This window comes from Paenibacillus sp., from assembly GCF_031177825.1.
Taxonomy (GTDB): domain Bacteria; phylum Bacillota; class Bacilli; order Paenibacillales; family YIM-B00363; genus Paenibacillus_AE.
This window is the reverse complement of record NZ_JAPSKE010000016.1, coordinates 1-26,910: the sequence shown is the minus strand read 5'-3', so window position 1 is coordinate 26,910 and position 26,910 is coordinate 1. Positions and strand designations below refer to the sequence as shown.

Annotated in this window: 23 protein-coding genes; 7 read left to right on the top strand and 16 right to left on the bottom strand. The window is 56.5% G+C overall.

Going from position 1 to position 26,910, the window contains the following annotated elements; genetic code table 11:
• Positions 1–140: 140 nt before the first annotated feature.
• From RIN49_RS17980 to RIN49_RS17970, 3 genes are all read right to left on the bottom strand, one after another.
• Complete coding sequence (locus RIN49_RS17980; protein ID WP_309121538.1) at positions 141–440, bottom strand: hypothetical protein; 300 nt, start codon at positions 438–440, stop codon at positions 141–143.
• A 371-nt stretch (positions 441–811) separates the two neighbouring features.
• Entirely contained in the window at positions 812–2,083 is a 1,272-nt protein-coding gene (locus RIN49_RS17975; RefSeq protein ID WP_309121537.1) for an MFS transporter, read from the bottom strand.
• Positions 2,084–2,096: 13 nt separating this feature from the next.
• Positions 2,097–4,130, bottom strand: a complete 2,034-nt coding sequence (locus RIN49_RS17970) for a LuxR C-terminal-related transcriptional regulator (RefSeq protein WP_309121536.1) — start codon at positions 4,128–4,130, stop codon at positions 2,097–2,099.
• A gap of 116 nt (positions 4,131–4,246) precedes the next feature.
• Here RIN49_RS17970 and RIN49_RS17965 point away from each other — a divergent pair, with 116 nt between their 5' ends.
• Entirely contained in the window at positions 4,247–4,804 is a 558-nt protein-coding gene (locus RIN49_RS17965) for a cupin domain-containing protein (RefSeq protein ID WP_309121535.1), read from the top strand.
• A 29-nt stretch (positions 4,805–4,833) separates the two neighbouring features.
• Positions 4,834–5,205, top strand: coding sequence for a cytochrome-c oxidase (locus RIN49_RS17960; RefSeq protein ID WP_309121534.1), 372 nt, complete (start codon positions 4,834–4,836; stop codon positions 5,203–5,205).
• Between the two features lie 7 nt (positions 5,206–5,212).
• Here the strand turns inward: RIN49_RS17960 and RIN49_RS17955 are convergent, their stop codons facing one another.
• Positions 5,213–6,163: an SDR family NAD(P)-dependent oxidoreductase gene (locus tag RIN49_RS17955; RefSeq protein WP_309121533.1), complete on the bottom strand. Its 951-nt coding sequence runs from the start codon at positions 6,161–6,163 to the stop codon at positions 5,213–5,215.
• 114 nt (positions 6,164–6,277) lie between these two features.
• Positions 6,278–6,799 (bottom strand): TetR/AcrR family transcriptional regulator, encoded by a 522-nt coding sequence (locus RIN49_RS17950; RefSeq protein ID WP_309121532.1) that lies wholly within the window; start codon positions 6,797–6,799, stop codon positions 6,278–6,280.
• Positions 6,800–7,008: 209 nt separating this feature from the next.
• Between RIN49_RS17950 and RIN49_RS17945 the strand changes: the two genes are divergently transcribed.
• On the top strand, positions 7,009–8,898 hold the full coding sequence (locus RIN49_RS17945) for an ATP-binding protein (RefSeq protein ID WP_309121531.1): 1,890 nt from the start codon (positions 7,009–7,011) through the stop codon (positions 8,896–8,898).
• On the opposite strand, the gene RIN49_RS17940 is transcribed toward RIN49_RS17945, so the two are convergent.
• The 7 genes from RIN49_RS17940 to RIN49_RS17910 form a co-directional block, all read right to left on the bottom strand.
• Positions 8,895–9,140, bottom strand: coding sequence for an NHLP leader peptide family RiPP precursor (locus RIN49_RS17940; RefSeq protein WP_309121530.1), 246 nt, complete (start codon positions 9,138–9,140; stop codon positions 8,895–8,897). The two genes, RIN49_RS17945 and RIN49_RS17940, sit on opposite strands and share 4 nt — an antisense overlap.
• A 70-nt stretch (positions 9,141–9,210) precedes the next feature.
• The gene (locus tag RIN49_RS17935) at positions 9,211–10,158 is read right to left on the bottom strand and encodes a hypothetical protein (protein ID WP_309121529.1); all 948 of its coding nucleotides are present in this window, start codon (positions 10,156–10,158) and stop codon (positions 9,211–9,213) included.
• 87 nt (positions 10,159–10,245) lie between these two features.
• A complete protein-coding gene (locus RIN49_RS17930; RefSeq protein WP_309121528.1) occupies positions 10,246–11,019 on the bottom strand; it encodes a TerC family protein in 774 nt (257 codons plus the stop codon).
• Positions 11,020–11,214: 195 nt separating this feature from the next.
• Positions 11,215–11,358 (bottom strand): hypothetical protein, encoded by a 144-nt coding sequence (locus RIN49_RS17925; protein ID WP_309121527.1) that lies wholly within the window; start codon positions 11,356–11,358, stop codon positions 11,215–11,217.
• Positions 11,359–11,421: 63 nt separating this feature from the next.
• A complete protein-coding gene (locus RIN49_RS17920) occupies positions 11,422–12,300 on the bottom strand; it encodes a sulfite exporter TauE/SafE family protein (protein ID WP_309121526.1) in 879 nt (292 codons plus the stop codon).
• Between the two features lie 325 nt (positions 12,301–12,625).
• Entirely contained in the window at positions 12,626–15,202 is a 2,577-nt protein-coding gene (locus RIN49_RS17915; protein WP_483874280.1) for a cadherin-like beta sandwich domain-containing protein, read from the bottom strand.
• Positions 15,203–15,486: 284 nt separating this feature from the next.
• Positions 15,487–19,860: an AAA family ATPase gene (locus RIN49_RS17910; RefSeq protein WP_309121524.1), complete on the bottom strand. Its 4,374-nt coding sequence runs from the start codon at positions 19,858–19,860 to the stop codon at positions 15,487–15,489.
• Between the two features lie 202 nt (positions 19,861–20,062).
• On the opposite strand from RIN49_RS17910, the gene RIN49_RS17905 reads away from it, so the two are divergent.
• Both RIN49_RS17905 and RIN49_RS17900 read left to right on the top strand, forming a co-directional pair.
• On the top strand, positions 20,063–20,335 hold the full coding sequence (locus RIN49_RS17905) for a hypothetical protein (protein ID WP_309121523.1): 273 nt from the start codon (positions 20,063–20,065) through the stop codon (positions 20,333–20,335).
• Between the two features lie 62 nt (positions 20,336–20,397).
• Positions 20,398–20,586 (top strand): hypothetical protein, encoded by a 189-nt coding sequence (locus tag RIN49_RS17900; RefSeq protein WP_309121522.1) that lies wholly within the window; start codon positions 20,398–20,400, stop codon positions 20,584–20,586.
• 101 nt (positions 20,587–20,687) lie between these two features.
• On the opposite strand, the gene RIN49_RS17895 is transcribed toward RIN49_RS17900, so the two are convergent.
• Both RIN49_RS17895 and RIN49_RS17890 read right to left on the bottom strand, forming a co-directional pair.
• A complete protein-coding gene (locus tag RIN49_RS17895; protein ID WP_309121521.1) occupies positions 20,688–23,018 on the bottom strand; it encodes an ABC transporter permease in 2,331 nt (776 codons plus the stop codon).
• 1 nt (position 23,019) lies between these two features.
• Entirely contained in the window at positions 23,020–23,724 is a 705-nt protein-coding gene (locus RIN49_RS17890) for an ABC transporter ATP-binding protein (protein ID WP_309121520.1), read from the bottom strand.
• A gap of 196 nt (positions 23,725–23,920) precedes the next feature.
• On the opposite strand from RIN49_RS17890, the gene RIN49_RS17885 reads away from it, so the two are divergent.
• Complete coding sequence (locus RIN49_RS17885; protein WP_309121615.1) at positions 23,921–25,144, top strand: MerR family transcriptional regulator; 1,224 nt, start codon at positions 23,921–23,923, stop codon at positions 25,142–25,144.
• Positions 25,141–26,124 carry a GDP-mannose pyrophosphatase NudK gene (nudK, locus tag RIN49_RS17880; protein ID WP_309121519.1) on the top strand — a complete coding sequence of 328 codons (984 nt, stop codon included), beginning with the start codon at positions 25,141–25,143 and terminating at the stop codon, positions 26,122–26,124. The genes RIN49_RS17885 and nudK overlap by 4 nt, the downstream gene beginning before the upstream one ends.
• 48 nt (positions 26,125–26,172) lie before the next feature.
• Here the strand turns inward: nudK and RIN49_RS17875 are convergent, their stop codons facing one another.
• Positions 26,173–26,502, bottom strand: a complete 330-nt coding sequence (locus tag RIN49_RS17875; protein WP_309121518.1) for a hypothetical protein — start codon at positions 26,500–26,502, stop codon at positions 26,173–26,175.
• Positions 26,503–26,548: 46 nt separating this feature from the next.
• The coding region (locus RIN49_RS17870; RefSeq protein ID WP_309121517.1) for an MBL fold metallo-hydrolase at positions 26,549–26,910 on the bottom strand (362 nt) is incomplete at its 5' end.

Below are 26,910 nucleotides of genomic sequence, written 5' to 3'. Positions count from 1 at the left end.
TCCTATTTAGTGTAAGCGGACGTCCGCCTACAATCGGTATCGCGTTCATACGAATTCCATCCAAAATTCGCCCAAAAAAAGCCCAAAACAGGCGCAAAAAAAAGCTTCCTCGGCGGAAGCTCGGTTTCTTGCCTTATATGTCATACGATGTTTGCCGCTTTCAGGATGGAGGACAAGGTATGTATGGCTCTGGACTTGTATAAGTCATATGTGCTCTTAGGAATTTTCAACACGAATTCGTAGATGTACTTGTCCTTCTTCTGTTCCAAGAAACATTTCGTTATAATTTCCCTCCCTTCATAGGGCAAAGCCTCCAACGCGCGTTCGATCGCCTTGCACTTCCCGGCATACTCGGCCATCGCGGCTCCCTGATCCCATACGCTAATGTCCACTGCTGCCTTCATCGACGGGTAGGCCTTCAGCAGTCTCTTGACTTGCATTCTTTCATCCTCCGAGACGACTGCGGTTAACGGCATGTTTCTTTCACCTATCCTCCGTAATATTTCCTATGTCTATAATTGACCCCCATTCAAATATACCTTATTTTACCAAACAGCCTACGATTGTGAAGGGACGTTCGGAGCACTACCTATAGGGGAAAATGACACGGTTCGCCTTGATTATCATAGGTATAATCGGCTATAACCTCCCCGAAGCGAGACGGGAACCCTTTGCCGTTGCCGGGAAATTCGCGTCCCCCTCTGCGCAGGCGCGCGGTCGGCTCCGCCCGAAAGTCATGACAATATGACTCCAATTCATGACTTCCCGGCGAAAATCGTGACAACCTCGTTCGAGCGCGCCGCCCGCTTCGTCACGAGCGCGCTCCGGCTCTTCTCCCGGCCTCCGACCAGATCACGACCGGCAGCAGCAGCAAGGCAAGCAGGCCCCCGGCAAGAGATAGCGCGGCGAAGCCGGCATGCTCCACGACCAGACCGGACAAGGCGCCGCCCGACGCCCCGGCCAGAGCGATCGAGACGTCGATCGTTCCTTGCGTCTTCGCGCGGGTGGACGGATGGGTCGCGTCGACGATCAGCGTCGTGCCGCTGATCAGTCCGAAATTCCACCCGAGCCCAAGCAATACAAGCGCGGCGATCAGACTTCCGATCGAATGTCCCGGCGCGAGAGCGGCTACGATCCCGGCGGATAACAGAACGGCGCCGGCCGCGATCGACATCGTCGTCCGTCCGAGCTTATCGACGAGCGCGCCGGTCGCGAGGGAGGGAAGATACATCGCGCCGATGTGGAACCCGATGACGAGTCCCACATCGCTTAAGCCGAACCCATGATGCTCCATATGGATCGGCGTCATCGTCATGATGGCGACCATAACGATCTGCGTCAGGATCATCACGGACGCGCCGACGACGATCCCTCTGCGGTTCCCGATCGGGGAATGCGACGAATCCCCCGGGACGCCGCCGCTTCGATCCGCCTTCGCCCGAGCGTCCTCGATCGTCTTCGCGACGAGGAACGGGTCCGGGCGCAGGAACGCCAAGAAGACGAAGCCGGCCAGCGCATAGGCCGCTGCGGCAAGGAGGAACGGACCCGCGAGCGCCGGGATGCCGATCGACGTCGCGACGCCTCCCATCGGTCCGACCAGATTCGGTCCCGCGACGGCGCCGAACGTGGTAGACACTAATGAGACGCTGACCGCCTTCGCCCGTTGCCCGGGCTTCGCCAAGTCGGTCCCCGCATACCTCGCTTGCAGGTTCGTCGCGGAGCCTACGCCGTAAATCAGCAAGCAAGCGAATAACAACGGAATGCTATGCATGACGGCGGCGACGACGATCCCGATCGCGCCGACGCCCCCGGCCAAGAAGCCCGTCCCCAGCCCGATGCGGCGGCCGGATCGCTGCGAGAGCCGGCCGACGAGCAGCGCCGCCGCCGCGGAGCCGAGCGTAAGCAAGGCGGACGGGATGCCCGCCGCGCTGTCCGTGCCGAGCATATCCCGGGCCAGGAGCGCGCCGACCGTCACGCCCGCCGCCAGCCCCGCGCCTCCGAACAGCTGGGAGACGACGACGATCGCCAATGTCCGCTTGTATAACCGTTCCTGCATTTCCGGAGAAACTGTATCGTTCCGCATTCCGAGTCCTCCTTCATTGCAAGATGGCCTTAATCAATTGCCCGCGATTCTTGACTTGCGTCTTCGCATACACCGAGCTTAAGTGCTTCTTTACCGTAATTTCGGTGACGAACAGGCGCGCCGCGATGTCGGCGTTCGAGCTGCCGTCGATGACGAGCCGCGCCACCTCCCGTTCCCGCTCCGTCAGCCCGAGCGCGACGAGCCGACGCTCCTGCTCCTCCGGAGCGCGCGCGGGTTCCCCCGGGGCGGCGCCTTCGTTCCGCGTCGGTTCCAGTTCGACGCCGATGCGGCGCAGCATCGCGTTCAAGAACGCCTCCAGCTTCTCCCCCCGAGTGTCGAGCACGAACGCGGGCGCAGGCGTCTTCCCGTCATACGAGCAGTGCGTGACGTGCGGCAACAGCTGAAAGCCGAGACCCAGGTGCGACTCGCGAAACATCTCCAACGGGGGCGGAGCGGTGACGAACAATTTGCCGGCGCACATATAGTTGTACATTTGCGACCCGGCCTCCAGGAGCATTGAGGAATCGTGCCAATCCAGAATGTCGATGCTCCGGATGAACCACCCGGCCGGTTCCGGGCCCGGAACGGCGAGCGCCACGCGTTCCGCGGGCGTCAAGCTTCGGAAATACGGACCCGAGAACGGATCCCTCTCCAAATATTCGATCGTATGCGCCCCGATCGGAATCATCGCGGACAAGCCGCAGACGGCCCCGTCGGTTCGTTTCATCAGTTGAACGGTATGCGGCCCCAGCTCGGCCAATTCCGCCAAATCGAGTCCGGCGATCGGATACAGCATCTCCTCCTTGCTCAGCGTTAGCTCCAGCAGCTCTCCCGTGGCCGGATCGACGCCCCTGCGGATGACCGGCTTCGCATCGTCCCGGCGTCGCCGCAAGTACCGAACCCCCTCCTTCAGGTTGGCCGTCGACAGCGGCTCCCACATATATTCCTGCTCTTCCGCGGCATTCAAGAACGCCCGGATGTTCTGATCGCCGATATAATAAAACAGTTCCCCCACTTCGGCGGCGACGTCCCGCTTCCGGTAAGACTCCCGAATGAGCGTCGCGTAATAGAGGACGCAGCGTTCGACGAGCTTCCGATACTTTTCCGGCGCCCGTTCCCTGAGCTGCGCGCGCGTCGATTCCCTCATCAAGTCGTGCAATCGCCAACCGTTCCCGGTTTTCCGGACGAAGCTCAACGCCGCGATGTCGGAGAAGGCGGCCGCGCCGACGCGGCGCTCCGTAATATGTTCCAACAGCTCCTGATTGAAGTACCGCAGCATCGAAGCGGCCTCGATCAAATCGCGTCGCTCCTCGTCCGGCACCTCCTTCAACCATAGGGCGGCCAGCTCCGAAGACCAGCCCGAGGAGTCCAACAGCCCTCCGCCGCCGATTTGTTCCGCCGCGACGGCCAGCGCAAGCGAGAGACCGTGGCCTTGCGTCCGTTCCCACAGCCGCTCCCCCTGCCCAGGCCCGGTCAGACCGCACTTCCCCGCGTAATCCAACACCTCTTCTTTCGCCAGATGTTCGATCGAGAGCCAGCGCGTTCGTTCCCGCCATGCCGGAGACGTTAGCCACTGCCCTCGCAGCGGATACCGCCCCGACAGCAGGACTAACGCTTCCGGGGGCAGCCTGCGCAGGAAGTCGTCGCGAAGCCAGCTTTCCATGAAGCTTATCTCCTCGAAGGTGTCGATCGCGAGCACGACCTTGCCTTGCGACGCCAGTCGGTGCACTCGTTCCAGGACGCGGTCGAGCGCGGTGCCGTTCGTTTCGCCTTTTCCGTAGGAAGGGTCCATCCTGGCAAGCAACGCCGCGCAGAACGCTTCCCCGGTCCGGCCGACCTCCCGGCTGTCCAGCAGGAAGAACGCTGCCCCGCGCCTGCTCGCCTGTCTACGGAACGCATCCAGCAAGGTGCTCTTGCCGACGCCCCCGGTCCCGTACAGGCTCCACACCGGCTTGCATTCCCCATCTCCGTTCAGAAACCGCTCGAACAGCGCCCTCTCCCTCTCCCTCCCGACGAGGAAGGCGTCCTCCCTCTCATCGATCCCCATCGTCTTCCCCCGCCCGATTCCATCATTACCCCAAGTATACTCACAAATTATACCTGGGTATAGTACGCGAACGTTCGAATCCTTGCTAAGGTAATAGGGAAAGGAGGCGAAGTAACTTGAACCAGCATGCAATGCCGAGGACTATCGAGAATCCCCTCGTTCGAGACCGGGTCACCTTCCTGACGACGGCGGCGGAGTCCGGAGGCTCCTATGAATATGTGAAGGTGGAACTGGCCCCGGGGGGCGGCAACGGTCTTCATTATCATCAGACGTATTCGGAACATTTCGAGGCGGTCGAGGGCGAGCTCCACCTGGAGGTGGACGGCTTGCTGCGCAGCTTGCGTCCCGGGGAGACCGTCTCGGCGCCGCCGGGGACGAAACACCGATTTTTCAATCCGGGTCCGGACCCGATCGTATTTTATACGAAGATCGAGCCGGCTAGGCGATTCGAACCGATGCTGCGAATCGCTTACGGGCTGGCCCGGGACGGGAGAGTGCACCCGAAGAGCGGCATCCCCCGCAACGCGCTCGAGATGGCCGTCCTATTCGTACTCGGAGAGTCGTTTATAAGCGGCATCCCGATCTGGCTGCAGAAGGCGATATTCGGTTCGCTCTACGCGATCGCGAAACGGCTGGGCGTGGAAGAACGTCTGCTGCGGACCTATTGCAGGTAATTTATCGGCGAAAGGAAAGGATGATTTGTTTGAAATTGGGAGTTCGCATGCTGCAAATCGCATCGTTTTACTTTGTCGTCGGCGTCGTCATGGGCATGGGGATGTCGATGACCGATCATTATGAGCTAAGCCCGGTCCACGTGCATCTGAACTTGATCGGATGGGTGTCCATGGCGATCGGGGGGCTGGTCTATTGCCGGTTCCCTGAGGCGGCAGGGTTGCTTGGGAAGCTTCACTTCTGGATGCATAACATCGGCGTGCCGCTCATGATGGGCGGATTGACCGCGCTAATCTTCGGCGCGACCGGGCTCCTCTTGTTCGTTCCGATCGGAGGCGTACTGATCGTACTCGGCACGATCCTGTTCTTCGCGAACGTCGTCCGCAACATCCGTGCCGCTTAGACGCCTCCTATACCTTCAACCGACGAACCGTTTCGGCGATGCCCTCTTCGAAATCTGTCGCCGGGACCGGCCCGATGCGCCGCTCGTACTTTTCCCTGCTGAGGCGGAGCGGCTCCGTCGTAAGGTACAACATCTCCACCACTTCCTTCATGACCGGAGCGAACGCTCCCAAGATCGATAAGCCGATCTTTCCCAACGGGATGACGGATTTCGTCGATCCCGCCGCCTTCCTCGCGAGCCGGACGATCTCGTTCCCCGAGATGACGCCGGCCCCGGGGATGTTCCATTCTTCGCCGTAGGCGTCTTCGCGAAGGGCGATGTCCACCGTCATGCGAGCCGCATCCGGCAAATACACATATTCGCGCGGCACCCGCATGTTCCCGATGAAGAACCCGATCTTTCCCTTCGCGACCGCTTCGAGCGTGCCCCCCAGATACGAAGCTTGGTTCGCCGTAGGACCGTAATAGTCCGGCAATCGGACGATGAGAGGCCTGGCGCGCTGCCAGCGGCTGTCGAATATCATTCGGGCGAACTGCAGCCGGATTCGGCCTTTTCGCGTATGAGGCTCCTTCGGGTGATCTTCGTCGATCCACTCCGCCTGCCTTCTTCCGTACGGATAAATCCCATCTACGACGACCGCCTTCAACCCGAGCCGATCGGCGGCCAACATCACCGCTTCGCCGAGCGGCAGCAAGCGCGCCGCCATCTCATGGTACGGCACGTTCGCGCAATGAAACAGGACGTCCGCGCCAATCGAAGCCGCCTCGATGTCCTCCGCCCGGAACGCGTCCCCGACGGCCAGCGTCAGATGCTTCGGATGACCCAACCTAGCCGCGAACGACTCCAGCTTGGCGCGGGAACGCCCGAACGCTACGACGTTCACGCCCCGATTCACGAGCTCCTCCACGATGGCGGCGCCGGTTCCGCCGGTCGCGCCAAGTACGATTGCCTTTTTCATCCTTCGACCTCCACTTGATTTGTTATTGATCAATCACTAACTCCTCGAAATCAATATACAGCATTGTTAGTGATTGATCAATCACTATTTTTCGATAAAAGAGAGGCCTCCTTCTCACCCCTCCATCAGCTCCGGCAGATCCAAGGCCATCGATACGTTGCACAACATCCCCTTCGCCAAGAACAGCTTTGCGCGCTCCTCCGGATTCGGCAGCCCGCGGTCTTTGAACGCCTCCAGAACGATCCCCCGGATGTCTCTTAAGCCCGACTGCATCGCCGTACGGATCGGCTCGTCCCGCATCGTCTGCGCCTGCATCTGGAGCAGCGTCTCCGAGCGGCGCGCCGTCATGATTTCTTCGTAAGCGGCGATCAGCTCCCTCTCCAATCGATCGGGCGACGCGGTCGCGACGACTTGGCGGAAGGCGTCGGCGATTCGCTGCCAAGACGCTTCCAATGCGGCAAGCAGCAGCTCCTCCTTGGTCGCGAAAAACCGAAAAATATACGGCTGCGATATCCCCGCCCGCTTGGCCACCTGCATCGTCGTCGTGCGGTAATACCCTGACTCCGCAAATACCTCGATCGCGGCCGAAACAATGTCCGTCCTTCGGTTTACCGAAGCCGTGTCGCTCTTCGCCATAGCGTCCAGCCTCCCCCCTGTTAGTGATGAATCAATAATATATTATCGAAAGTGTATCAGAATCGAGGCGCCGCAAGCAACCGAAGTCGCGGTCGAAGCTTCGCAGTTGGGAAAGTTTCTCAATCTTTCGTCGAAAGAAACAGGATTGACGCGAATCTTGTCGAAAAGGTAGGTATCCTTATAGTTCGTATTTCTTCTAGAGGTGCAACATGCAAACGTTTCGAATTCCTATCGTTTTACTCCTGTTATGCGGCGCCGTACTTGCCGTTTGGTTCGGCCTGCCGAAGGCGGAGCGGCCGATCGTCTCCGAGACGACCGTTACGGAATGGGACGTCCGTTGGATCGACGCATCGGAGCCGCGCGGCGAACCGCCCGTTACGAACGGTTCTTGGCATTCCGCGACCGTGACCCGTCCCCTCACTACGATTCCGGACGGCGCCGTCGGAGCATGGATCCGGCTGACCGTGCCGGCGTCTTCCGAATGGCGAAGCCCGGGGCTGTATATTCAGCGATTATACGGACTCGACTACGCCGTATACGAGAACGGGGAAGCGATCTTTCGCGCTTCGCGCGGCTACGATTTCGAACGTAACATTGCGCTCGTTCCGCTTACGGCGAATTCCGAGGCGAGCGAGATCCTGATCCGAATCGAATCGAAGGAACGCGCCGGAATCGCCAGCCCCGTTCGCGTCGGGGCTTTCGAAGCCTTGTCGTCGGACAACGTACGCAGGGAGATGCCGAACCTATTGTTCGGAGCCGCGATCTCGTTCCTCGGCATCGTCATGCTTGCGGTTGCCGGACTTTCGCTGTGGAAGCATCGGAAACATGCGGCGGCGCTCAGCCTGTTCGTCCTATCCACGGGCACGCTGATCGCTTCTTATTCGTCCTTGCCCTTCTATTATTATCCGGAGCTCGGGCGGCTGCTGCTTTTCGTATTCGACGCATCCATGCTGATCTTGTTTCCGTCGCTCTTTTATTTCGCGACCCATCTTAACGAAAAATCGGCAGCCTTCTTTCAGAAGCCCGTCCGATGGCTCGCCGGCTACTACCTATTCTGCTTCCTGGTTTTGATCGCGCATCTTTGGGTCGGCGAATCGTTTTACTTTTTCTACAAGCTGTTTACGTTTTACATCCTGGCTCCGCTCATTGCGCTGCAACTGCTCGTTACGATCGGGCTCGCGTTTCGGAATGCGTTCCGGGGGAACCGGGATTCTCTTATTCTCTCGGGCGGCATTCTCGGATTCGCTTTGTCCGGCATTGCCGATCTGGTCTTGCTATCCGTCCTTCATCGGCCGCATGTGTTTTTCTTGTGGAAATTCGGCCTAATGTTTCTGATCCTTAGCCTCGTCCTCGCATTAGTTCGCAGAATCGCCGCCGATTATTCCACGCTGCTCGCCTACTCGAGGGAGCTGGAGCTGCACGGCCGCCAGCTGCAGAAGACGGAGCGAATGCGGATCATTAGCGATTTGGCCGCGTCGATCGCGCATGAAATCCGCAATCCGCTGCAGGTGACGAGGGGCTTCTTACAGCTGTTATTACGCAAGGCCGGCGAAGATACCAAAGGGCATTACACGTTGGCCATTAGCGAGTTGGATCGGGCGTCCGTCATCATTTCGGATTTCCTGACGTTCGCGAGGCCCGAGCAGGACACGGTCGCGCCGATGGACGTCAAGCAAGAATTGCGCAATATCGAGACGATTATGGTGCCGATGGTGACCCTGCACGGGGGAACGCTTCACGTCCATGCATCCGATCGTCTCCTCATGCTAGGCAACGTCTCCAAGTTTAAGCAAGCGATGATCAATATGATGAAGAACAGCATCGAGTCGTTCCAAGCGCAGGGGAAGATAGAGGTGCAGGCTTACGCGGAAGGGGCCGAGATCGTCATTCGGATCGCGGATAACGGGTCGGGCATGGATACGGAACAGATCGCTAAGCTCGGCGAGCCGTATTTTTCTACGAAAACCAAGGGGACCGGACTCGGGCTCATGGTCACATTCCGAATCATCGAAGTGATGAATGGCACCCTCGAGTTTCGCAGCGAGAAAGGCGAAGGAACCGAAGCGATCGTTCGGTTCCCTCGGATCGGGCAGGACTAGCTCCATACGTACTGCACTTCGTCCGACCCGCCGTCGCTCTTCAAATCGGCCGGGTTGGGCGGCAGGACTAAATAAAATTGCGTCGGCGTCTCCTCCACCGCTTTGAGCTCGATGCCCTCCGGGAGCTTGACGCCGAACGTAGCTTCCAGCGCGCTCTTCGGATCGGACAGCAGCTGCGTCTTAAATTGCGGGTCTTCCCAGGCTTTCTGGATAATTTTCACTTTCAATGAGTCCATAGACATAAGGCTGTTTCCCCTTTTCGGAAAATAAACTAGCCCTACTATCATACACCGAATTGGTAATATTGTCCTATTATTCTTCCATTTTCGACAAGAAGTAAGCGAATCCGCCCTCAAGGGCCAGCCGCCGTCTCGAGGCCGCCGCGTCTTCGGCCTCTCCCCGCAGGCTTCGGGCGATATCCTGAGCGAATCGGACGAGCCCGCCCGGCGCGTCGGCCATCCGTCCCAACCGTTCGACGTAGCCGTCTGCGATGTCCGCGAGGCGATCGAAGACGCCATGGTTGTACATCGCTTTCCGGACTTCGGACTCGTCGACCGGCCAAACGGGCAGACGCTCTCGAACGATCGTCAGGAAGGCGTTGCCGCTGCCGTTCGCGACGCGCAAGTCTTCCCGCCAATCCGCTCGATCGTCGGACAGCTGAAGCGCCGCTAACGCCAGCTCGACGGCTTCCTCCGTCGCGGGAAGGCGCTCCGCTTGCCCCGCGCGCAGCAGCATGCCGCAGACGCCGATCTTCGCGGGCGCCGCCTTCCTCGCCAACGCGCCGCCGTCGCGCGGATCCATCGGACCATTCCGTCCTTCCGTATAGACGGCCGACGCCCATTCCTCAAGGTAGACGCGGTACCTGCTCCACAGCATCGAATCTTCGGGGAAGTGTCTCCGGTACCGCTCCAGAAACCGATCGTCCAAGAGCGGAACGAGCGCCAGCGACTCTCGCAACGGCTCCAGGCTCGCCGCGGCGCCGTCCATCGCGTCGTCCAACAGGAAAAACCGGAGCATCGCATGGATATTTCCGATCGCCAGATCGCGGCACAGCTCCAGCGGACCGTTCGTTCGCTCCTGCGCCCAATACGGCAGCAAGTAGCTGATCGCGTTCGCGCGTCCGCCGCTCCGCAGCGGATCGCTCCGCTCCAGAAGCCGCAGCGCTCGGTTCCGCAGCCCGTCCGGGAAAGCGGCGATGTCCTTCTCCGCTTCGGCGAAGATCCGCGCGAGTTCTTCGCGATATCGCTCGATTTCGTTCATGGTCGTATGAGCCCCCTCGAAAATACGGAAAAAAGAGCTAAGCGGTTTTCAACCGGCTTAGCTCTTACCTTTCCACTCACGGATACGTTACGATTGGGTCGCCTTTGCCTGCTTGTTGCTAGGCGCGAACCAACCGAGGAGGGCGATCGCGACCAAGACGATGTAGAACACTGTCGTCCATCCCGTGCTATGCGGGAAATGATGATCCAACACGCCGATATCCTCGTGGGCGAGCGTGATGACGGCCAGCTTCACCCCGACCCAAGCCACGATCGCGTAAGCCGTCGTTTCCAGCGCCGGACGTTGTCCAAGCAGCTTCACGAACCAAGTGGCCGCATACTTGATCAAGACCAGACCGGCGATGCCCCCAAGCACGACGACGATAAACTGACCTCCGTCCATGCCGCCGAATTCGCCCAGCGGGGAATCCGGAAGTCCGAGGGCGAGCGCTACCGCGGCGAGAATGGAATCGATCGCGAACGCGAGATCGGCCAGAGCGATCTTGCCGACCGTAGGCCAAAACCCTTTCCCCGAGGATTCTTGCTTTAATTCCTTCTGATGAGCCTCGGGTTTCTTCCCGAACTTCGCTTGAACGATGTGCTTTATCCCAAGATATAGCAGATAGGCTGCGCCGATCGCCTGTACCTGCCAAACGTTCGCGATGAAGGAAATGGCGAACAGCGCGGCGAACCGGAAAACGAAGGCCATAATAATGCCGTAATTGATCGCCTTCTTCTTCTGATCGTCCGGAAGATGCTTCGCGATGACCGCCAACACGAGCGCATTGTCGGCGGACAGCAACCCCTCCAACCCGATCAGGATCAGTAATGCCCATGCGTACTCCAGCCAAAGTGACTCCAACTCGATTGCTCCTCTCTTCATCCCTGTAAGTGTCAGCAGTCAACAATTCTATATGTAATTAACGTTAACTTGCCCAACCATTAGTATACCTAATTCATCGCGGACAGGCACGTCGGGACCTAGTTTTTTTTACGTCCGGCAAGCCGAAGCGTTTCAAAAAAAGCATCGTTCCGTAAAGGAACGACGCTCTTTGCGCTACAACGCCTTCTTGCCTACGTCGCCCATCATGATGTACGTCTTGCCCCGCAAGCCTAACTTCGGGATGTCCTTCATTTCTTCCCGCCGTTTCGCGCGGGTATCCGCCCGCCTGCAGACGGTCGTTCCCGACGAGTCCCCCACAATCGGCGTCTATGGAAAAGGAAAACGCCGCCCTCAGGGGCGGCGCATGCCGGAAGGATGCAGTTACGCGTTAGCGACGCGCCGGCGCGACGACCATTGGTAGACGACCGCGGAGATCCACAGGACGAATACGACGATATAGATCGGAACCGTCCACTCGCTCGGCACGAAATCCGCCGACTGGAGCAGCGTGTTGAGGTTCGTCAGAATAATGAAGCCGCCAACGGTCACGCCCATATATTGCGTCGGAATGACCTTCACGAGGTAAGCCGCTAGCGGCGCCGCGAACACGCCGCCGAGGACGAACGCAAGCACCCAGAACAAATTGAACGCCTCCCAGCCAAGGAAGAGAACGAACCCGAGCGTCGCCGAGACCGCGACCGCGAACTCGCTCGTCGCGACCGTGCCGACGACCTTGCGCGGCGTCGCGCCGTTCTTCGCGAGCAGCGCGGGCGTCGTGATCGGGCCCCATCCGCCGCCGCCGACGGCGTCGAAGAAACCGCCGACGATCGCGAGCGGGATGACGAACGTTTTCGAATACGCGGGCTGCTGTTCCGGCTCGTCTTGACGCCGTCTCGCTTGAAGCAAGAATCGAATTAAAATATACACCCCGAGCGCCGTCAAGAACGCCGCAATGAACGGCTTCAGCAGATGCCCCGGTAAGGAGCTTAGGAACGCTGCGCCCAAGAACGCGGCAATCGCTCCGGGGATAAGCAGCCGCCAGGCGAGCCGCCGGTCTACGTTCTTAAAGTAGAGATGCGATGCCCCGGACGCCGCCGTCGTCCCGACCTCCGCCAGATGAATCGACGCCGATACGACCGCAGGAGCGACGCCGAACATCAGCAGCAGCGACCCCGACGTCGCCCCGAAACCCATCCCGAGCGAACCGTCGACCAGCTGCGCGAAAAACCCGACGAGACTGAATAAGACCAACCTTCTCATGTCGAAATCACCCTGCCCTTAATTCCCACTGTTCTTCTATGGTTTATTCATCGGGCAGGGTGCCGGTTCGCCTAGATCGGGCGTTTTCGACTTATTGCGATTTCGGGGGAAAGCAGGGGCATGCGCCTAGACTCTTCGCTCGACAGGGTTCGTCTCGCGCTTCATCGGTTGCTTGCTTCCTTCGGAAATAGCAAAATCGTTGTCGCTGTTACTCGGGCTTAGCGTTCAATCTCCTTATAATAAACCGCCCAGAGAATTCTCCGGGCGGAGTCAAGCAGGGATGTCATACCGTGGAATTCCCACTATAAACAACAAACCCCGACCGCTAGTTCGTAAGATTAGAACTCCATCCGACCGGATCGATCGCGCGCAGCATGACGTCCACATCCTGCTTATCGAAGGCGCCGTCGTCGTTCATATCGAGCTGCTCAGGCGTAGCTAGCCGCATCCACGACAGAAGCAGTCCGATATGGAATCGGCCCTCCGTCGGGATCGGAAGCCGCTGGACTTCGAGCGAGAGCTGCCGTTCAAGCTCGAGATTGCCCGCATGGTCCACGCTCCAATAGACGATCGTATGCGCTCCTTGCGAACGCAGTTGTACGCTATTCCCCGTCTGCTCGGCGCCGCCGTCGACCTTGTAGTACGTACCGGCGATGCCGGATCCGCCGTCCACCGGTTGGAAGGCTACGGTCACGTATTTCGACGTTGCCTCAACGGCGACCTCGCTCCCCGTCGTTGGCGCTTCCTTATCGATATTCCCGATATCGTAGCGCACTATATTGCTCCATCCGCCGTTCTCGTGCTCGTACCTCGCATAGACCGCCTGATTCGCCGTCGCGACGATCGGCGCCGTATACGGGGTCCACGCGAGCGCATCGGTGCTGACTTGCTTGGTCGCCGCATACGCCGGGAAGACGACGGTAAGCGTCACGTCTTGATTGGTGGGGTCCACGATATCCGGCTCGAACGCCGGGTTCGCCAGGTCGACATGAATCGTGATCGAGTACGTTTTCGTCGCGATGCCATCCTGCGCGGTAACCGCGACTGTGATCGTATTGCTGCCTACGTTCAGGTCGATCGCTTCGCTCGCCGAGCCGCTGGCTACTACCGCTCCGTTCACCGTAACGGTCGCATGGCTCTCCGACACCGTCGGCGTCACGGTTAAGCTAGCGACGGCATTCCCCACATCTGCCGTATAGCTTGTCGTTCCAGAGGCGAACATCGGATCCAACGTGCCATGGCTGAGCGTCAGCCCGCTCAAATCCGCGTTGTTGCTGACCGATACCGCTCTTGTGACCGTGATCGTGTACGTCTTCGTCGTGATGCCATCCTGCGCGGTAACCGCAACGGCGATCGTATTGCTGCCTTCGCTTAATTCGATCGGATCGCTCTCCGTGTAAGCTGCGACCGAAACGCCATTCACGGTAACGGTTGCCTGACCGTCCGACAACCATGGCGTAACCGCGAGACGGGTCACATCGTTGCTTACATCGACCGCATAGTTCGTGATAGCCTGGTCAAAAGTCGGGTTCAATATTCCTTCGCTCAACCATAAATCGAATAAATCGGCATCGACGCCCGCTGCCGATTTCGTTACGGTCACGGTATACGTCTTTGTCGTCCCGCCTAGCGACGGCGCTTCGATGGAGATCGTATTGTTGCCCGTGCTCAAAGGCAGCGCCGAAGATGCCGCACCGCTCGTTACACTGAACGGACCTCCTGCCAGCGTTCCATTCCCGTCGTATACGGCAACCGTTACAGTTCCGCCGGAGCCATATAACGTCGGCGTCATCGTGAGACTGTTCACGTTATTCCCTACAGTTGCTGTGTAGGCCGTTACTGCGGACGAGAAAGACGGACTCAAAGTTCCGCTGGACAACGTCAAACCGACCAGGTAAGGGTTAGCCCCTACCATCCGGATCACATGATTCGACATATCGGCGATATACACATTGCCCGCCAGGTCAACCGCTACCCCTGTAGGGGAGTTAAATGTGGCTGCGTCGGCTGCCCCGCCGTCTCCGGTATACCCTATGCCTCCGGTACCCGCCACCGTACTAACCGCTCCGCCCGCGGATACCTTCTTGATTCGATAGTTCGAGGTATCGGCGACGAACACATTCCCGCTGCCGTCCACCGCGACTCCTTTGGCACCGACTACCTGATCGGTTACCGTACTGATCGTACCGTCTGTCGCAATCTTCCGAATTCGATTGTTGCCGGTATCGGCGATATACACAATTCCGTCGCCGTCTACAGCCACGCCGACGGGAGCGCTCACCTCCGCCTGGTCGGCCTGGCCCCCGTCGCCCGAAAATCCTGCCGAGCCCGTCCCTGCGATCGCCTGGATCGTTCCATCTGCTCCCACCTTCCAGATTCGGTGGCCCTCGCTATCTGCGATATAAAGATTCCCGTTAGCGTCTACCGCTACGCCTTCAGGATTGGCCAGGTACGTGGAAGTGGCCGAACTTCCGTCTCCCGGAGTATCGCCGGAGCCTGCTACCGTACTGATCGTTCCATTCGGGACTACCTTCCTCACCCGGTAATTCCAGGCATCGGCGATATACAGATTTCCGCCGCTATCCACCGCTACGCCGGTAGGGTGATTAAGCTCAGCTTGGTTAGCCTGACCTCCGTCTCCCGTAAATCCTTGCGCCCCCGTTCCCGCTACCGTGCTGATGGTTCCATTCGGCGCCACCTTTCGAACCACATGGTTCGTTGTATCGGCTATGTATAGATTGCCTGCATCATCCACAGTCACGCCGGATGGGTAGTACAACCATGCGGCATCGGCTGCTCCGCCGTCTCCGTAATAGCCGTTGTTTCCCGTCCCCGCTATTGTTGTAATGGTATCCGAATCGCCCGGTGCGGCATGTACGCCCGGCTGATCCTGGGGAAACATCATAACGCACAATAGCATCACAAGGAACCTTTTCCATGAAACCGAAATATATTTCTTTCTTCCGCTCATTCTCTGTTCCTCTCTTATCTGTTAGATAGTTGTCTTGCATTCTTGTACAAACTCTACATGAATAATAGGTATATTGACATCTAACGAAAGTTATAGATTCGACATTTCTCTTGTTTGTTTGTCGTATTATGTCGATTAACGGGTAGCACAAAAAAGACTGACGCCGATGTCGGAATGAAATCGGCAACAGCCTATGCGAAGCGATTCGACGAAACCTAATGTATTAACTGAAGCTCCCTGGCTTTCTTGATGGCTTGCACCCGTTTGTTCACCTGTAGTTTTCCATAAATATTGTTCGCATGAATTTTTACCGTCCCTTCCGTAATCGCTAAACGAAGGGCGATTTGTTTATTGGACAGCCCGTCGGCCATGAGATGAACGATCTCCATCTCGCGGTTCGTCAAAGATTCGATAAGCGAGGGCTTCCGCTTCGTGCGATCCTCTGTCCGATTTGTGTCCATTCGATCTTCCGATTGCCAGAGCTTTAGATACATCATGCGAGAAAATATCATTTCTAGCAGATCCAGACGATCCATCTTGAACGCATCGGACATCTGATTGTTTTCCAAATACAGAACGCCGTCTCGCCGATCCGAATCGCGAATCGGCAAGCACAAGAGCGATCGCGGACTCCTATGAATCATGTACGCATCGTATGCGAAATGGCTCTGCAAGGCATCCCCCAGTACGACAGACTCCTTCGTCCGATGGACGAATTGAACGACCGCGGTTGAATACTGTCCCGCTTGAGCCGGAGAAACCGCGCCATTCCGATTGATCTCTTGTTCCGCCTCTATAATGAAGTCGCTCGACTCCCCGAACAGGACCAAACCTCTTTCGGCACCGGTGGCGCGAAGCGCCGACTGCAAGAAATTCTCCGCCAACGAGAGCTCCGACCGATGGTCCGTTTGGATGTTGGCGATTTGCTGAAACATCTCGTAATCCAGGCCCTTCCTCAGACCTATGTCCTGGAGTGGCGCTTCCGAGGAAGGCGCGTCCGTATTCGGCTTCGGGTCCGACTTGAGCTCATCTTCGATTTCCTCGAACGGTAGTTCGGGGAACTCAGGGATGCGCCCCCGCAAGCTCTTCGACTTCCGGGTCGCCCCCCATCTGTAATAAGCCTCGCAGGCTTTCCGGAGGTAGGCTTCCGACAGACGGCGATCGTTGCGTTGCATATAGAAGTTCGCGGCGGTTTCCGCCGCAATCGCTTCGTCCCGATATTCGCCTGCCTGCCGCGCCTCGTGAATCGCCTGATCGTACAGCCTCGCCGCCCGATCGTATTCACGATGCAATCGGGCGTATTCCGCCTGCACCGTCCGGTATTTGGACAATGTCGTCGCCGTTGCGATCTTCGCCCACTTCCGCATACGTTGCATCGCCTTCCGCAACGCTTTCCGATGCTTGCCTCGCCCAAGCTCGGAAGCCTCTGCATACAACCTCATGATAGCCAGGGCATGATAGAAACAATGCTTTTGTTTGACGGACAACAACATCTCTCTCTCAAACTGTTCGGACTGCTCGGCCAAGGCGATCGTTTCCGAATATCGGGAATAGACGAACGCGACCTCAAGCTTGCACGTATAGAAGTAATACCAGTTCCCTTCCTCCTCGTTCGTCAATCCTCCCTCTACCGGCATGATTTCCTCCGAGAGACCCGGGATGTTGAACGACAGCGTGTGGTCCTCGGTCTCCTGTCGCAACAACTCGACGTATCGTTTGGAAATATGCAGCACCCGCAGCGTGATCTCATCGAGCGTCGAAGCATTCTTCTCTTCATAGGCATTACAGACTTCTTCCAAGCGCTCCAAATCATTGTCGGCCGCGATCATGTGGCAAGCTATGGCGTTCCCGGCGCTGACCATATCTCCGCATTCCATGCTGAGCTGTCCCGCTTTCTCGAACATGGGGACGACTTCTTGCGGATGGAGATATTGTTTCACCAAAGCCAGTATGAGCTGGGCTTTCCCTTTGAGCAGAAGGCTGTCCGAATGCTCGGCGTACTGCCACGCCGTCTCGGCCAGTCGCTGAGCCGTTCGATATTTTCCGAATCCGAAAGCCATGGTGATGGCATAGGAGCCCAACGCGATGGAGAACGCGTTCCCGAGGCCTTGGCTCAACGACATTCGTACATACTTCGCAAATAGGACGACAGCCATCGCCGGATCGACAATAAATATAACCGATGAGGAGACCGTCACGATCTGAGCCAAGGCTTGATGTTCGGGATCCTGATTCGTAGACAGATGGGTTAGCCGCATTCGCGGTTTGGCAAGGGCCAGCTGCGTACGCGCTATCTCGGCGAGAATGACAGGACGCGACGATGAGGATGGTATCGAAAATCCGAACTCGGCCATGGCTTGAAGCGCAATCTTGACGGCATCGTCCATTCTCTTGTGAAACGAATACATCATGATCATGATCGAGTAAATTCGCGATCGATCATTGATTTGGTCGGCATGCTCAAGCAGCTGCCGCAGGTCCGCCTCGGCTTGACGAATATCGCCGCAGAAATAAAGGCATTCCGTACGTTCCAGCACAAGCTTGAAATATAGCGCATCGGGTCGGGACCAGCCATCGGACTCCACGAATCGAGCCCCCATCTTTAGGAGCTCCGATGCTTGCCCATAAGCGGCGGAAGCCTTCGCCTTCCTTCCGGCTCGAAGGTTCAGGCGGGCCAGACGCTCGGCTTCCGAGCGGTCCGTGATGTACGCACTGCCCGTATTGAGATGATGCACAACCTCGAACAATTGTTCCTCGGCGACTTCCGCACAGTTCTTCGAACGGAGCAGGGATCGCCCGACTTCCAGATGCACTCGGTCTTTCTCTTGTTCCGGAATGAGATCGTAAGCAACCTTCCGAACTTGATCATGAAGGAACGTCAGACGCCGTTCTTCGACCATGATCCACCCTTCGCTCACCGCCGGCGATACCGCATGGATCAGTTGCTCGATGTCTTTCCCGGTAACCAGCGAGAGCTTGTCAATGTCGAAGGAGGCGCCCAAGACACCGGCCCATCGCATCGCGATGCGGGTTCCTTCCGGGAGCGTCCCGATTCTGCTCCTGATTAAAGCCTCGACATGCTGAAAGCCCTCCAGCCCTTGGATGGCCTGCATGTCCCAATCCCACCGCATTCGCGCCCTATCGAAATAAAGCCATTTGCGATCATGGCACGTCTGCAGCAACTGCTTGAGATACAGCGGGTTGCCCGCCGTTTGTCGATAGAGGACATCCGCCAACGGCCGGATTCGCTCCGAATCGGCATCCAGCGCGTCCCCCATGTACCGTTTGACTTCCGGATAGCTGAGGGCATGTATGTTCATATAGCCGATCCCTCCAACATCGGAATCGGGCATGTCCGGAAACAGTTCCTCGAGACCCTGCTTCTCGTTCCCCTCATGATCCCGATACGTTCCGATGATCAAGACATGCTTGAGCGATGCGCGGTTCCATAGCTCGCGAAGCAGTTGAAGAGAGGCCGAATCCGCCCATTGCAGATCGTCAAGTCCCACGACCAAAGGGTGCTCCTCGTCTGCGAACGCCTGAATCAAGTTGCCGAATAGCGTTCGAAAACGATTCGTCGCTTCCACGGGGGACAACGCCTCGACCGCCGGCTGCTCCCCGATCAACCAGGTCAATTCGGGGACCACTTGCGCGAGCACGCTCCCGCTTCGCCCCAATGCTTTAGTCAGCCTGGCTTTCCATCGCGCCGACTGTTCTTCTCCGCCCGCCACGACCTGCCGGACCAACTCCGCGAAAGCCGCGATGAACGGGGCGTAAGGTGTAGATTCCTGACCCGCTTCCGATTTACCGAATATGAAGTACCCCTTGTCCTGTTGCACGCGGGGTTGAAGGGCTTTGACGAACGTGGATTTGCCGATGCCGGCATGCCCGCCGATGAATAGCATTTCTGCGGAACCCCGACGGCAACGTTCATACGACTTCAGCAATTGCTGCCATTCTCGGTCCCGGCCGTATAACCGACTCGGCAGACGCAGACGGCTTCTTGCATCGAGGGTGCCCAATGGAAACGGATCGATCGTCCCTGTCTCCCTCCATTGGTCCGAGCAGCGTTGCAGATCGTCCTGGAGCCCGTACGCGCGCTGATACCGGTCCTCCGGCGATTTAGAGAGAAGTTTCATGACGAGGTCGTTGAGCATAGGAGGAACTGACGGCTGCCGTTCCTTCACCGGAACCGGAAGCAACGCCATATGAGCATGGGTCCATTCGTTTCCCGTTAGCGCCTTGAACGGAGAAGCGCCTGTCAGCCATTCATAGAACAGGATGCCGATGCCGTACATATCGCTGCGAAGATCAGGCTGCCTCATCATACGACCCGCATGCTCCGGAGACAAGTAGGCATACGCTTGTCCGGGACACGCATGTTCCGCATCGAGCCATTGCAGCGTCAAATCCTCGCCTTCCGTCCGGAGCGCGATGGTTTCAGGATTGATTCCGCGAGGAATATCATGTTGTTGGTGCCATTCCTGTAGTAGCTCCACGATTTGCAGGGCCATAGGAAAAAAAAGCGGCAGATCGATGATGTTCGTATTCATGAATGTCCGTAAGGTCGTCTCGCTGCTTTCTTTCAAGGCTGCTCAAGCCCCCTATGCCGGTTTGTCTCGTTGATGTGTCACACCTCATTTTAGCACATAGGCATTCAATAAGGATCAACGATCCCTTCCATAACAACTATCGGAACCTTTTATTTTGAGTTAGTGCTCTAATAAGTATGATGAATGAAAGGAGGACCCGTTCTGGAGGACGAACAAAGGGTGCGTTTTCGGTCACGGTATGGGAGAAATCATCGTCCGAAACGCTAAGAAGAATAATCCCGCCGCAGCGAAGCAATTAGAAATCGAAATGAAAGATGAGCGTAATTTGGCAATCGCTAATCGGGCAAAAGCGAAAGCATATGACATGATGGTTTTTGTGCTTGGAGCCTTAATTACAGCATTTGCCTTGATGGCTATAGATTTAACAATGGTATTGCTATTGGTTTTTGCCTATCTGTTTATCGTTGGATATAACACTTATTACCATTTTAAGTACCGTAAAGAAATGTAAGTATATATCTTTTTTTGTGAATATTTCTGATTCAATAATGTATGAAAAGAGGAATGACGACGATGACGAAGTTAACTTATAGCGGTTTGAAGTATGGAGACAATGATGTGGAAGTAAATTTATTGGTGGATATACAGAATGATTGGTTTGAGATCATGCACACAAATGAAGTCTCACAAGTCATGAATAAATCGACAGGCGAATATATCGTAGTAAATCGGAACACCTTGAAAGTTGAGGTTGCTTCATAATACATTGAACTGGAATACGACACTGTCCGGTCGTCGCAGCCCCCTCCACCGGCAAGGTGGACGGGGCTTTTTCTCAGTAAACCAACACGTATACGCCCGCGTTAGTCGACGCTCTTCAACGATTCAATCATGTTTATACGGGTTACCTTCCTCCAGAGCAGCAAGCTGGATATAATCGTGAGCAGGAATATAAGGATGACGGACGCCGCCGTCATGATTGCATTCAATTGTTCCGGGATCTGTTGATGGGAGCTGGATAACGCCGCTACGATGATCGAAAACAAATACCCGCCGATCGGTATCGCGACAATCGCCGCGAATGCGGTAAGGATGATGTTTTCGAAAAAGATAAGTTTCATGATGTTCCGCTTCCGATAGCCTAACACCTTCAGCGTCGCAAGCTCGCGATTCCGCTCGTAAATGTTAATGGAGGAGATCGTATAGATCGCGCCGAAGGAGAGGATGACCGCGCATACGATAAACATGATAAAGACGAAGCTGTTTTGTTTGACGATATACTGCGCTGTCTTTTTCAGATCCTCTTTGTCCGAAATCGAATCTACCTGCGGATCTCGTTCGTAAAAGTCGCGAATGTCGGCAATATCGCTAGCGCGATTCGCTTCGACGAACAGCGAGGTCGGCGCAGCGTCGATGCCAAGGCTCTCTAGATAATCCGGCGTGCCGTATAACGACGGATTCGAATACTGCGTGGAGATGGCGACCACCTTCATCGCCGCCGTCTTACGATTCAACTCCGGCGCGGCGAACGTAATTTCGACGGTATCCCCTGCTTGAATGCGGTACTTGTCGGCGTACGACTTGGGTACCAGCACGCCATTGTCCTCCAGCGATATCCTTTCCTCGTTTTCGTCGAAGAATTGAATGAGACGGTTATCCTTTTCCGTAACGACCAACGCGGCTTTCTCATTTCGACCTTCCTTCGACAATTCAATCGGATAGGTCGAGACGACATAGCTGCTTTTCGCGCCGGGGGGGATTTGTACGTGATCCGCGGTCGTTCCGACCTTGTAATCGATTCTCAAGTCGTATCGATACACCTCTTCGATTTGTTCCGCTACTTTTAACAAAGCCGTCTGCGTGCTGAAAGCCGTGATCAATAACACCGTACTTCCCATTACGCCGATCGAGCTGGCCAGCGCTTTTCGTTTATTTAAAAATAGATTTCTCAAAATGAGCTTATACGTGTAGGGAATCCGACGCCACAAGCTTGGAACGTTTTCGATCCATATCTTCCTTATCGCCTTTGGCGATTTGGGACGCATCGCCTGCGCCACTGGTTCCTTACTAACGCCTCTGCAACTGAAGTAACTGGAGACCGCGCCGAATGCGCCGGAGAACAGGATGGGAAGAAGGATCGAAGAGATCGATAGGGTGAAGTCGATGCCGGGCAGCGAATACGCTCTGGCGCTCGACGCCGTTACGAAGGGGACGAAGACAAGACCGGCCATGACGAAACCGAGGACCGAGCCCGCGACGCTTGCCAGCACGGGGTATCCCATGTAATGAAGGATGATGGCCCCTCTTCTCACGCCCAGAGCTTTCATAATCCCGACTTGCTTTCTTTGGGAATCGACCATCCTCGACATCGCCAGAAAAAGAATCATCGCTTCGATCGCGAAAAATACGAGCGGAATGACCTTACTCATTAAAGCGTTGTTATAAATCGTTTCCTGGATCTTCGAATAGCTGAACGTCCGTTCCTTACTCGTTTGGCTGACGTAAGACAGCCCGCGTTGCTTGGACCGTTCTTCGATGGACGCCCCCACGCGGTCGATATCGTACCCTTCCTTCGCGGCAACCATGATTTCATTATAGGAAAGGCCGCCGCGAATTTCCGGAATCGCGCCTTCGGCCACATAAGCAAACCCGTAGGCTTTATGGTCTTGGATGTCGTTCTTTTTCGCATACTCTACATTTTCGCACAAGCCGGTTACCGTAAACGTGAATTCCTTCCCCTCGGCAGCGATGCCGATTCGGTCTCCGATATGAATGTCATGTTCTTTCGCATAATGGGAATCCAGTATGATTTCATCCTTACCCGACGGGAGGCTGCCCTCGATCATGGCCGGCGTATTGATTTCGTTGCGCGCCGGGATCGAATGAACGGTCAACGAAGCCTTCCCCTCTTCGAAGGCTTGCGTCGCGGCGAACGTATACCGCCCTTCTATTTTCGCTATCCCTTCCGTTTCGCTTAACCCGGCTATATCGGATGTAGAAATCCGATCGTAATATACATATAAATCGCTTAGGCGATGCTCTTTGAAATACTTCGCGGTATAAGCGCTAAGATGGTCGCTGTACGTGACCAGTCCCGCGTGGAAGAAGGCCCCTACCGCGATCACCAACACGAAAGCGATAAATTGACCGTAGGATTGCGATATGTCTCTGACTAGCTTTATGGATAGCTTCATCTCACCATTCAATCCCTTCGATGCTTTGCTTTTCGTCGTTCCTCGTCACGCTTTCGATCCTTCCGCTTTTCACCTTAATCACTTGATCCGCCATAGGAGCGATCGCGGAATTATGGGTAACCAAGACGACGCACTTGTTCGTATCTCGGTTCAACTCCTGAAGAAGCTTCAAGACGGACTTGCCCGTGACATAATCCAAAGCTCCTGTCGGTTCGTCGCATAATAAGAGTAAAGGATTTTTCGCGACCGCTCTGGCGATGGCCACTCGCTGCTGCTCTCCTCCGGAGAGCTGGGAAGGGAAATTTCGGGCCCGGTCCGTTAATCCGACGCGATGCAAAATCCGCTTGGCGTTCAGATGGTTTTTGCATGCTTCCGTGGCGAACTCCACGTTTTCTAGAGCGTTCAAGTTCGGTATGAGGTTGTAGAACTGAAAGACAAAGCCGACCTTCTCGCCGCGATATTTCGTTAATTGCTTCTCCGTCATCGCCGTGATCTCTTGGCCGCCTACCACCACTTGACCGGACGTCGCCGAATCCATACCGCCGAGGATATTCAAAATCGTACTCTTCCCGGCGCCGCTCGCGCCCAAGATGACGACGAACTCCCCTTCCGCTATGGAAAAGTCGACGCCGTCAAGCGCCTTGATCGGCACTTCCCCTATTTTGTATTCTTTCCTTACATTTTTGAATTCGATTATGGTCCTCACGCTTCCATTCCCTCGTTTCGCATAATTTCCAGAATATTCCCCAACTGGTTCGATTTGATTATACGAGGGCCGGGGAAGAACAACTACCTCCTGCGGACCAATCCCCGACTGGACCGAAGTCGGACTTCATCGCGACGCGGGGCGAGAAAAAAGCTTGCAGGTGACGTAACGTCACCCGATATACTAGGGTTGAAACATTTTCTATCACGTTTCGAAAGGAAGATCGCTTCTGGTCCAAGGAGACTATCTCACCACGGGCGAGCTCGCCAAACGTACGGGCCTCACGCTTAGAACGTTGCGATATTACGATCATATCGGACTCCTGTCGCCGAATGAGCATCGCCCCGGCTCCGCGCGGAAATACTCGATTCGCGACGTAGAACGCCTGCAACGGATTCAGACCTTGAAATACGTGGGACTTTCGCTGGAAGAGATTCAAGATATTTTAGAGGCGGAGCCTCTTTCGGAAGTGGGCGTACGGCGTTCTTTGGAAGCGCAGTTGGACGTATTGCAGCGGAAGATCGAGCATACGGAACATATCGTGCACGCGATTCGGAAGACGTTGGGAACGCTGGGGGACGGGCCGAGCTGGGACCGTTTCGAAGCGCTGATTCGCGCCGTGCAGCAACAAGAAAATTGGGCGGAGCAATACCGGACGTCGACCCGCCTGCAAACCCGCATTCATCTGTACGACAAGTTCGGCGCGAATCCGCAAGGCTGGCATCGTTGGTTATTCGAGCAGCTCGAGCTGACGCCGGATGCCCGCATCCTCGAGGTCGGCTGCGGCGACGGAACGTTCTGGCAGCGGAACGCCGACCGTATTCCCGAGGGCTGGCGCGTGACGCTTACCGACCTTTCGGGCGGAATGGTGGAGGAAGCTCGCTCCCGATTATGCCGCGCTCCTTCGCCTTTCGTATGCTTACAAGCCGACGTCCATCGGCTCCCCTTCCACGAGGAGCAATTCGACCTCGTCCTTGCGAACAACATGCTCTATCATGTCGCGGATCTCCCCCTCGCCGTTGCGGAGATGCACCGCGTCTTGAAACCCGAAGGGACGATATGCGCCTCGACGATGAGTACGCGTCATCTCCAAGAAGCAGAGGAATTGGCGATTTCCTTCGACCCCGAGCTTCGCGTGTTGGACGACGTGATTCATCGATTCCATTTCGATAACGGAACGGAACAGCTCTCCACTCACTTCGCCGATCTTCGGCTGCTCCGGTACGACGATCAGCTGCTGGTGACCGAGGCGGAGCCGCTCGTCGACTATATGACGTCGACGCCGATGAACGCTAGAGAGCGATTAGTCGGCCCGGTCTTGGAACGGTTTATCGTCCATGTCAGAAATCTATTGAAGCAAGCCGGAGTGCTTCGGATGACCAAAGAAAACGGAATTTTCATAGGGAGGAAACATTCATGAACGCTACGAAGCGACAGCCTGCTGTTCGAATCGTCAATGAGGAACTCTTGTCCGACAACTGGTATGTCTTAAAGAAGGTTACGTTCGAATACGAAAAGAGCGGCGGACAATGGGAAACCCAATCGCGCGAAGTGTACGACCGCGGCAACGGGGCGACGATCCTGCTCTATAACCGGGTGAAACAGACCGTCGTATTAACGAACCAATTCCGCATGCCGACCTACAAGAACGGCAACCCGTCGGGGATGTTAATCGAAGGCTGCGCCGGACTGCTCGACAAGGAGACGCCGGAAGCCAGCATTCTTCGGGAGACGGAAGAAGAAACCGGATATCGAATTTCCAGCGTGCAAAAGATCGGGGAAGCGTATATGTCGCCGGGTTCCGTGACGGAAATCCTGCATTTCTTCGTCGCCGAGTATAACGACGATATGGCGATCGGCGCGGGCGGCGGACTCGAGGAGGAGCAAGAGAATATCGAGGTGTTGGAACTCCCCTATCGCGAGGCCTTGCAGATGGTCGAAAACGGGGACATTCGCGACGCCAAGACGATCCTGCTGCTGCAATACGCCCAACTCCATAACCTGCTGCAAGCGCCGCCGAAGTCGCTGCATGTGCTGGTCGCAGGCCCCTACCGTTCCGGGACGAACGACGACCCCGCGTTGATTCGTAAGAACATGGAACACATGAATGACATCGCCTTGCAGGTTTACGAAGCCGGACACCTGCCGGTCTTGGGGGAGTGGTACGCCTTGCCTCTGATCGCTACCGCCGGTTCTACCGCGCTCGGCGACGACATGTTCACGCGGATTTTTCATCCCTCATCCATTCGATTGCTGGACCACTGCGACGCCGTGCTCCGAGTCGGAGGGGCTTCGGCTGGCGCGGATGAAATGGTGCGCGTCGCTAAGGAGAAAGGGTTGCTCGTATTCGAGCGGTTGGAGGACCTTCCGGCAGTCGGAGGGAATGCGGGGAACGCTTAGGAGTAGCCGCAGGCGCCGCTCCCGTGCAGGGAACGTCGCCTATTCGATCTACCCTTTGCCTAAGACGAAATGTTTGGACTCGATCGCGATCGGGAGCCAATCCGACTGCCGCTCCGGTCCGACGATCACCCATTCGCGCATCGTGCGGCGTCCCATCTCGCATGGTTGACCTCGTCCCTCGGCAACTAATGACGCTACCTTCGACTGAGGCAGCTTCACGATCAGATTTCCTTTGGAGCAGAACGCGAACATTTTGCCGGCGGCCCTGAGCTCTCCCGAAGCTCCGAACCGCTTCATCCCGCCGTCGACCGTAACCTGAACCTCCTGATCTTCGCACAAGATCCGTACAATTTCATCGTAATGGGATGACTCCTTCATCGCTTGTATCCCCCTAGACTTTCTTTCCATTCAGCGAATTCCCGCTTTACATGTTCCACCATGGTGAACAAGGGACGGAAACTCCTCCGACCAATGGGACCGTCTCGCCGATTTTCGGAGTCAATAACGTAACTCTCGCTTCGTGCGCCTCTCGTAAGGCTCTCTCCACCGGTTCCGCCCAACCATGAAACGCAAGAGTAAACGCGCCCCAATGAATTAACATCATATTTTTCCCGTTTACGTCTACATGAGCCTGAACCGCTTCTTCGGGCGTCATATGTACCCCGGGCCATCGCGGATCATATTGGCCCCCTTCGATGCAGGTGATGTCGAAGGGGCCGTATTTTTTTCCTATTTCTTCGAAATGCGAATCGTAGCCGCCATCTCCGCTGGTATAGAAACGTGTCG

Bases quoted from the DNA above. Each gene is read 5' to 3' on its own strand.
- RIN49_RS17920 (WP_309121526.1), bottom strand. From the start codon at position 12,300: ATGAGAAGGTTGGTCTTATTCAGTCTCGTCGGGTTTTTCGCGCAGCTG.
- RIN49_RS17915 (WP_483874280.1), bottom strand. From the start codon at position 15,202: ATGTTTCCCCAGGATCAGCCGGGCGTACATGCCGCACCGGGCGATTCG.
- RIN49_RS17975 (WP_309121537.1), bottom strand. From the start codon at position 2,083: ATGCGGAACGATACAGTTTCTCCGGAAATGCAGGAACGGTTATACAAG.
- nudK (WP_309121519.1), top strand. From the start codon at position 25,141: ATGAACGCTACGAAGCGACAGCCTGCTGTTCGAATCGTCAATGAGGAA.
- RIN49_RS17905 (WP_309121523.1), top strand. From the start codon at position 20,063: ATGGGAGAAATCATCGTCCGAAACGCTAAGAAGAATAATCCCGCCGCA.
- RIN49_RS17935 (WP_309121529.1), bottom strand. From the start codon at position 10,158: ATGAACGAAATCGAGCGATATCGCGAAGAACTCGCGCGGATCTTCGCC.
- RIN49_RS17940 (WP_309121530.1), bottom strand. From the start codon at position 9,140: ATGTCTATGGACTCATTGAAAGTGAAAATTATCCAGAAAGCCTGGGAA.
- RIN49_RS17955 (WP_309121533.1), bottom strand. From the start codon at position 6,163: ATGAAAAAGGCAATCGTACTTGGCGCGACCGGCGGAACCGGCGCCGCC.
- RIN49_RS17945 (WP_309121531.1), top strand. From the start codon at position 7,009: ATGCAAACGTTTCGAATTCCTATCGTTTTACTCCTGTTATGCGGCGCC.
- RIN49_RS17970 (WP_309121536.1), bottom strand. From the start codon at position 4,130: ATGGGGATCGATGAGAGGGAGGACGCCTTCCTCGTCGGGAGGGAGAGG.
- RIN49_RS17875 (WP_309121518.1), bottom strand. From the start codon at position 26,502: ATGAAGGAGTCATCCCATTACGATGAAATTGTACGGATCTTGTGCGAA.
- RIN49_RS17895 (WP_309121521.1), bottom strand. From the start codon at position 23,018: ATGAAGCTATCCATAAAGCTAGTCAGAGACATATCGCAATCCTACGGT.
- RIN49_RS17950 (WP_309121532.1), bottom strand. From the start codon at position 6,799: ATGGCGAAGAGCGACACGGCTTCGGTAAACCGAAGGACGGACATTGTT.
- RIN49_RS17900 (WP_309121522.1), top strand. From the start codon at position 20,398: ATGACGAAGTTAACTTATAGCGGTTTGAAGTATGGAGACAATGATGTG.
- RIN49_RS17980 (WP_309121538.1), bottom strand. From the start codon at position 440: ATGCAAGTCAAGAGACTGCTGAAGGCCTACCCGTCGATGAAGGCAGCA.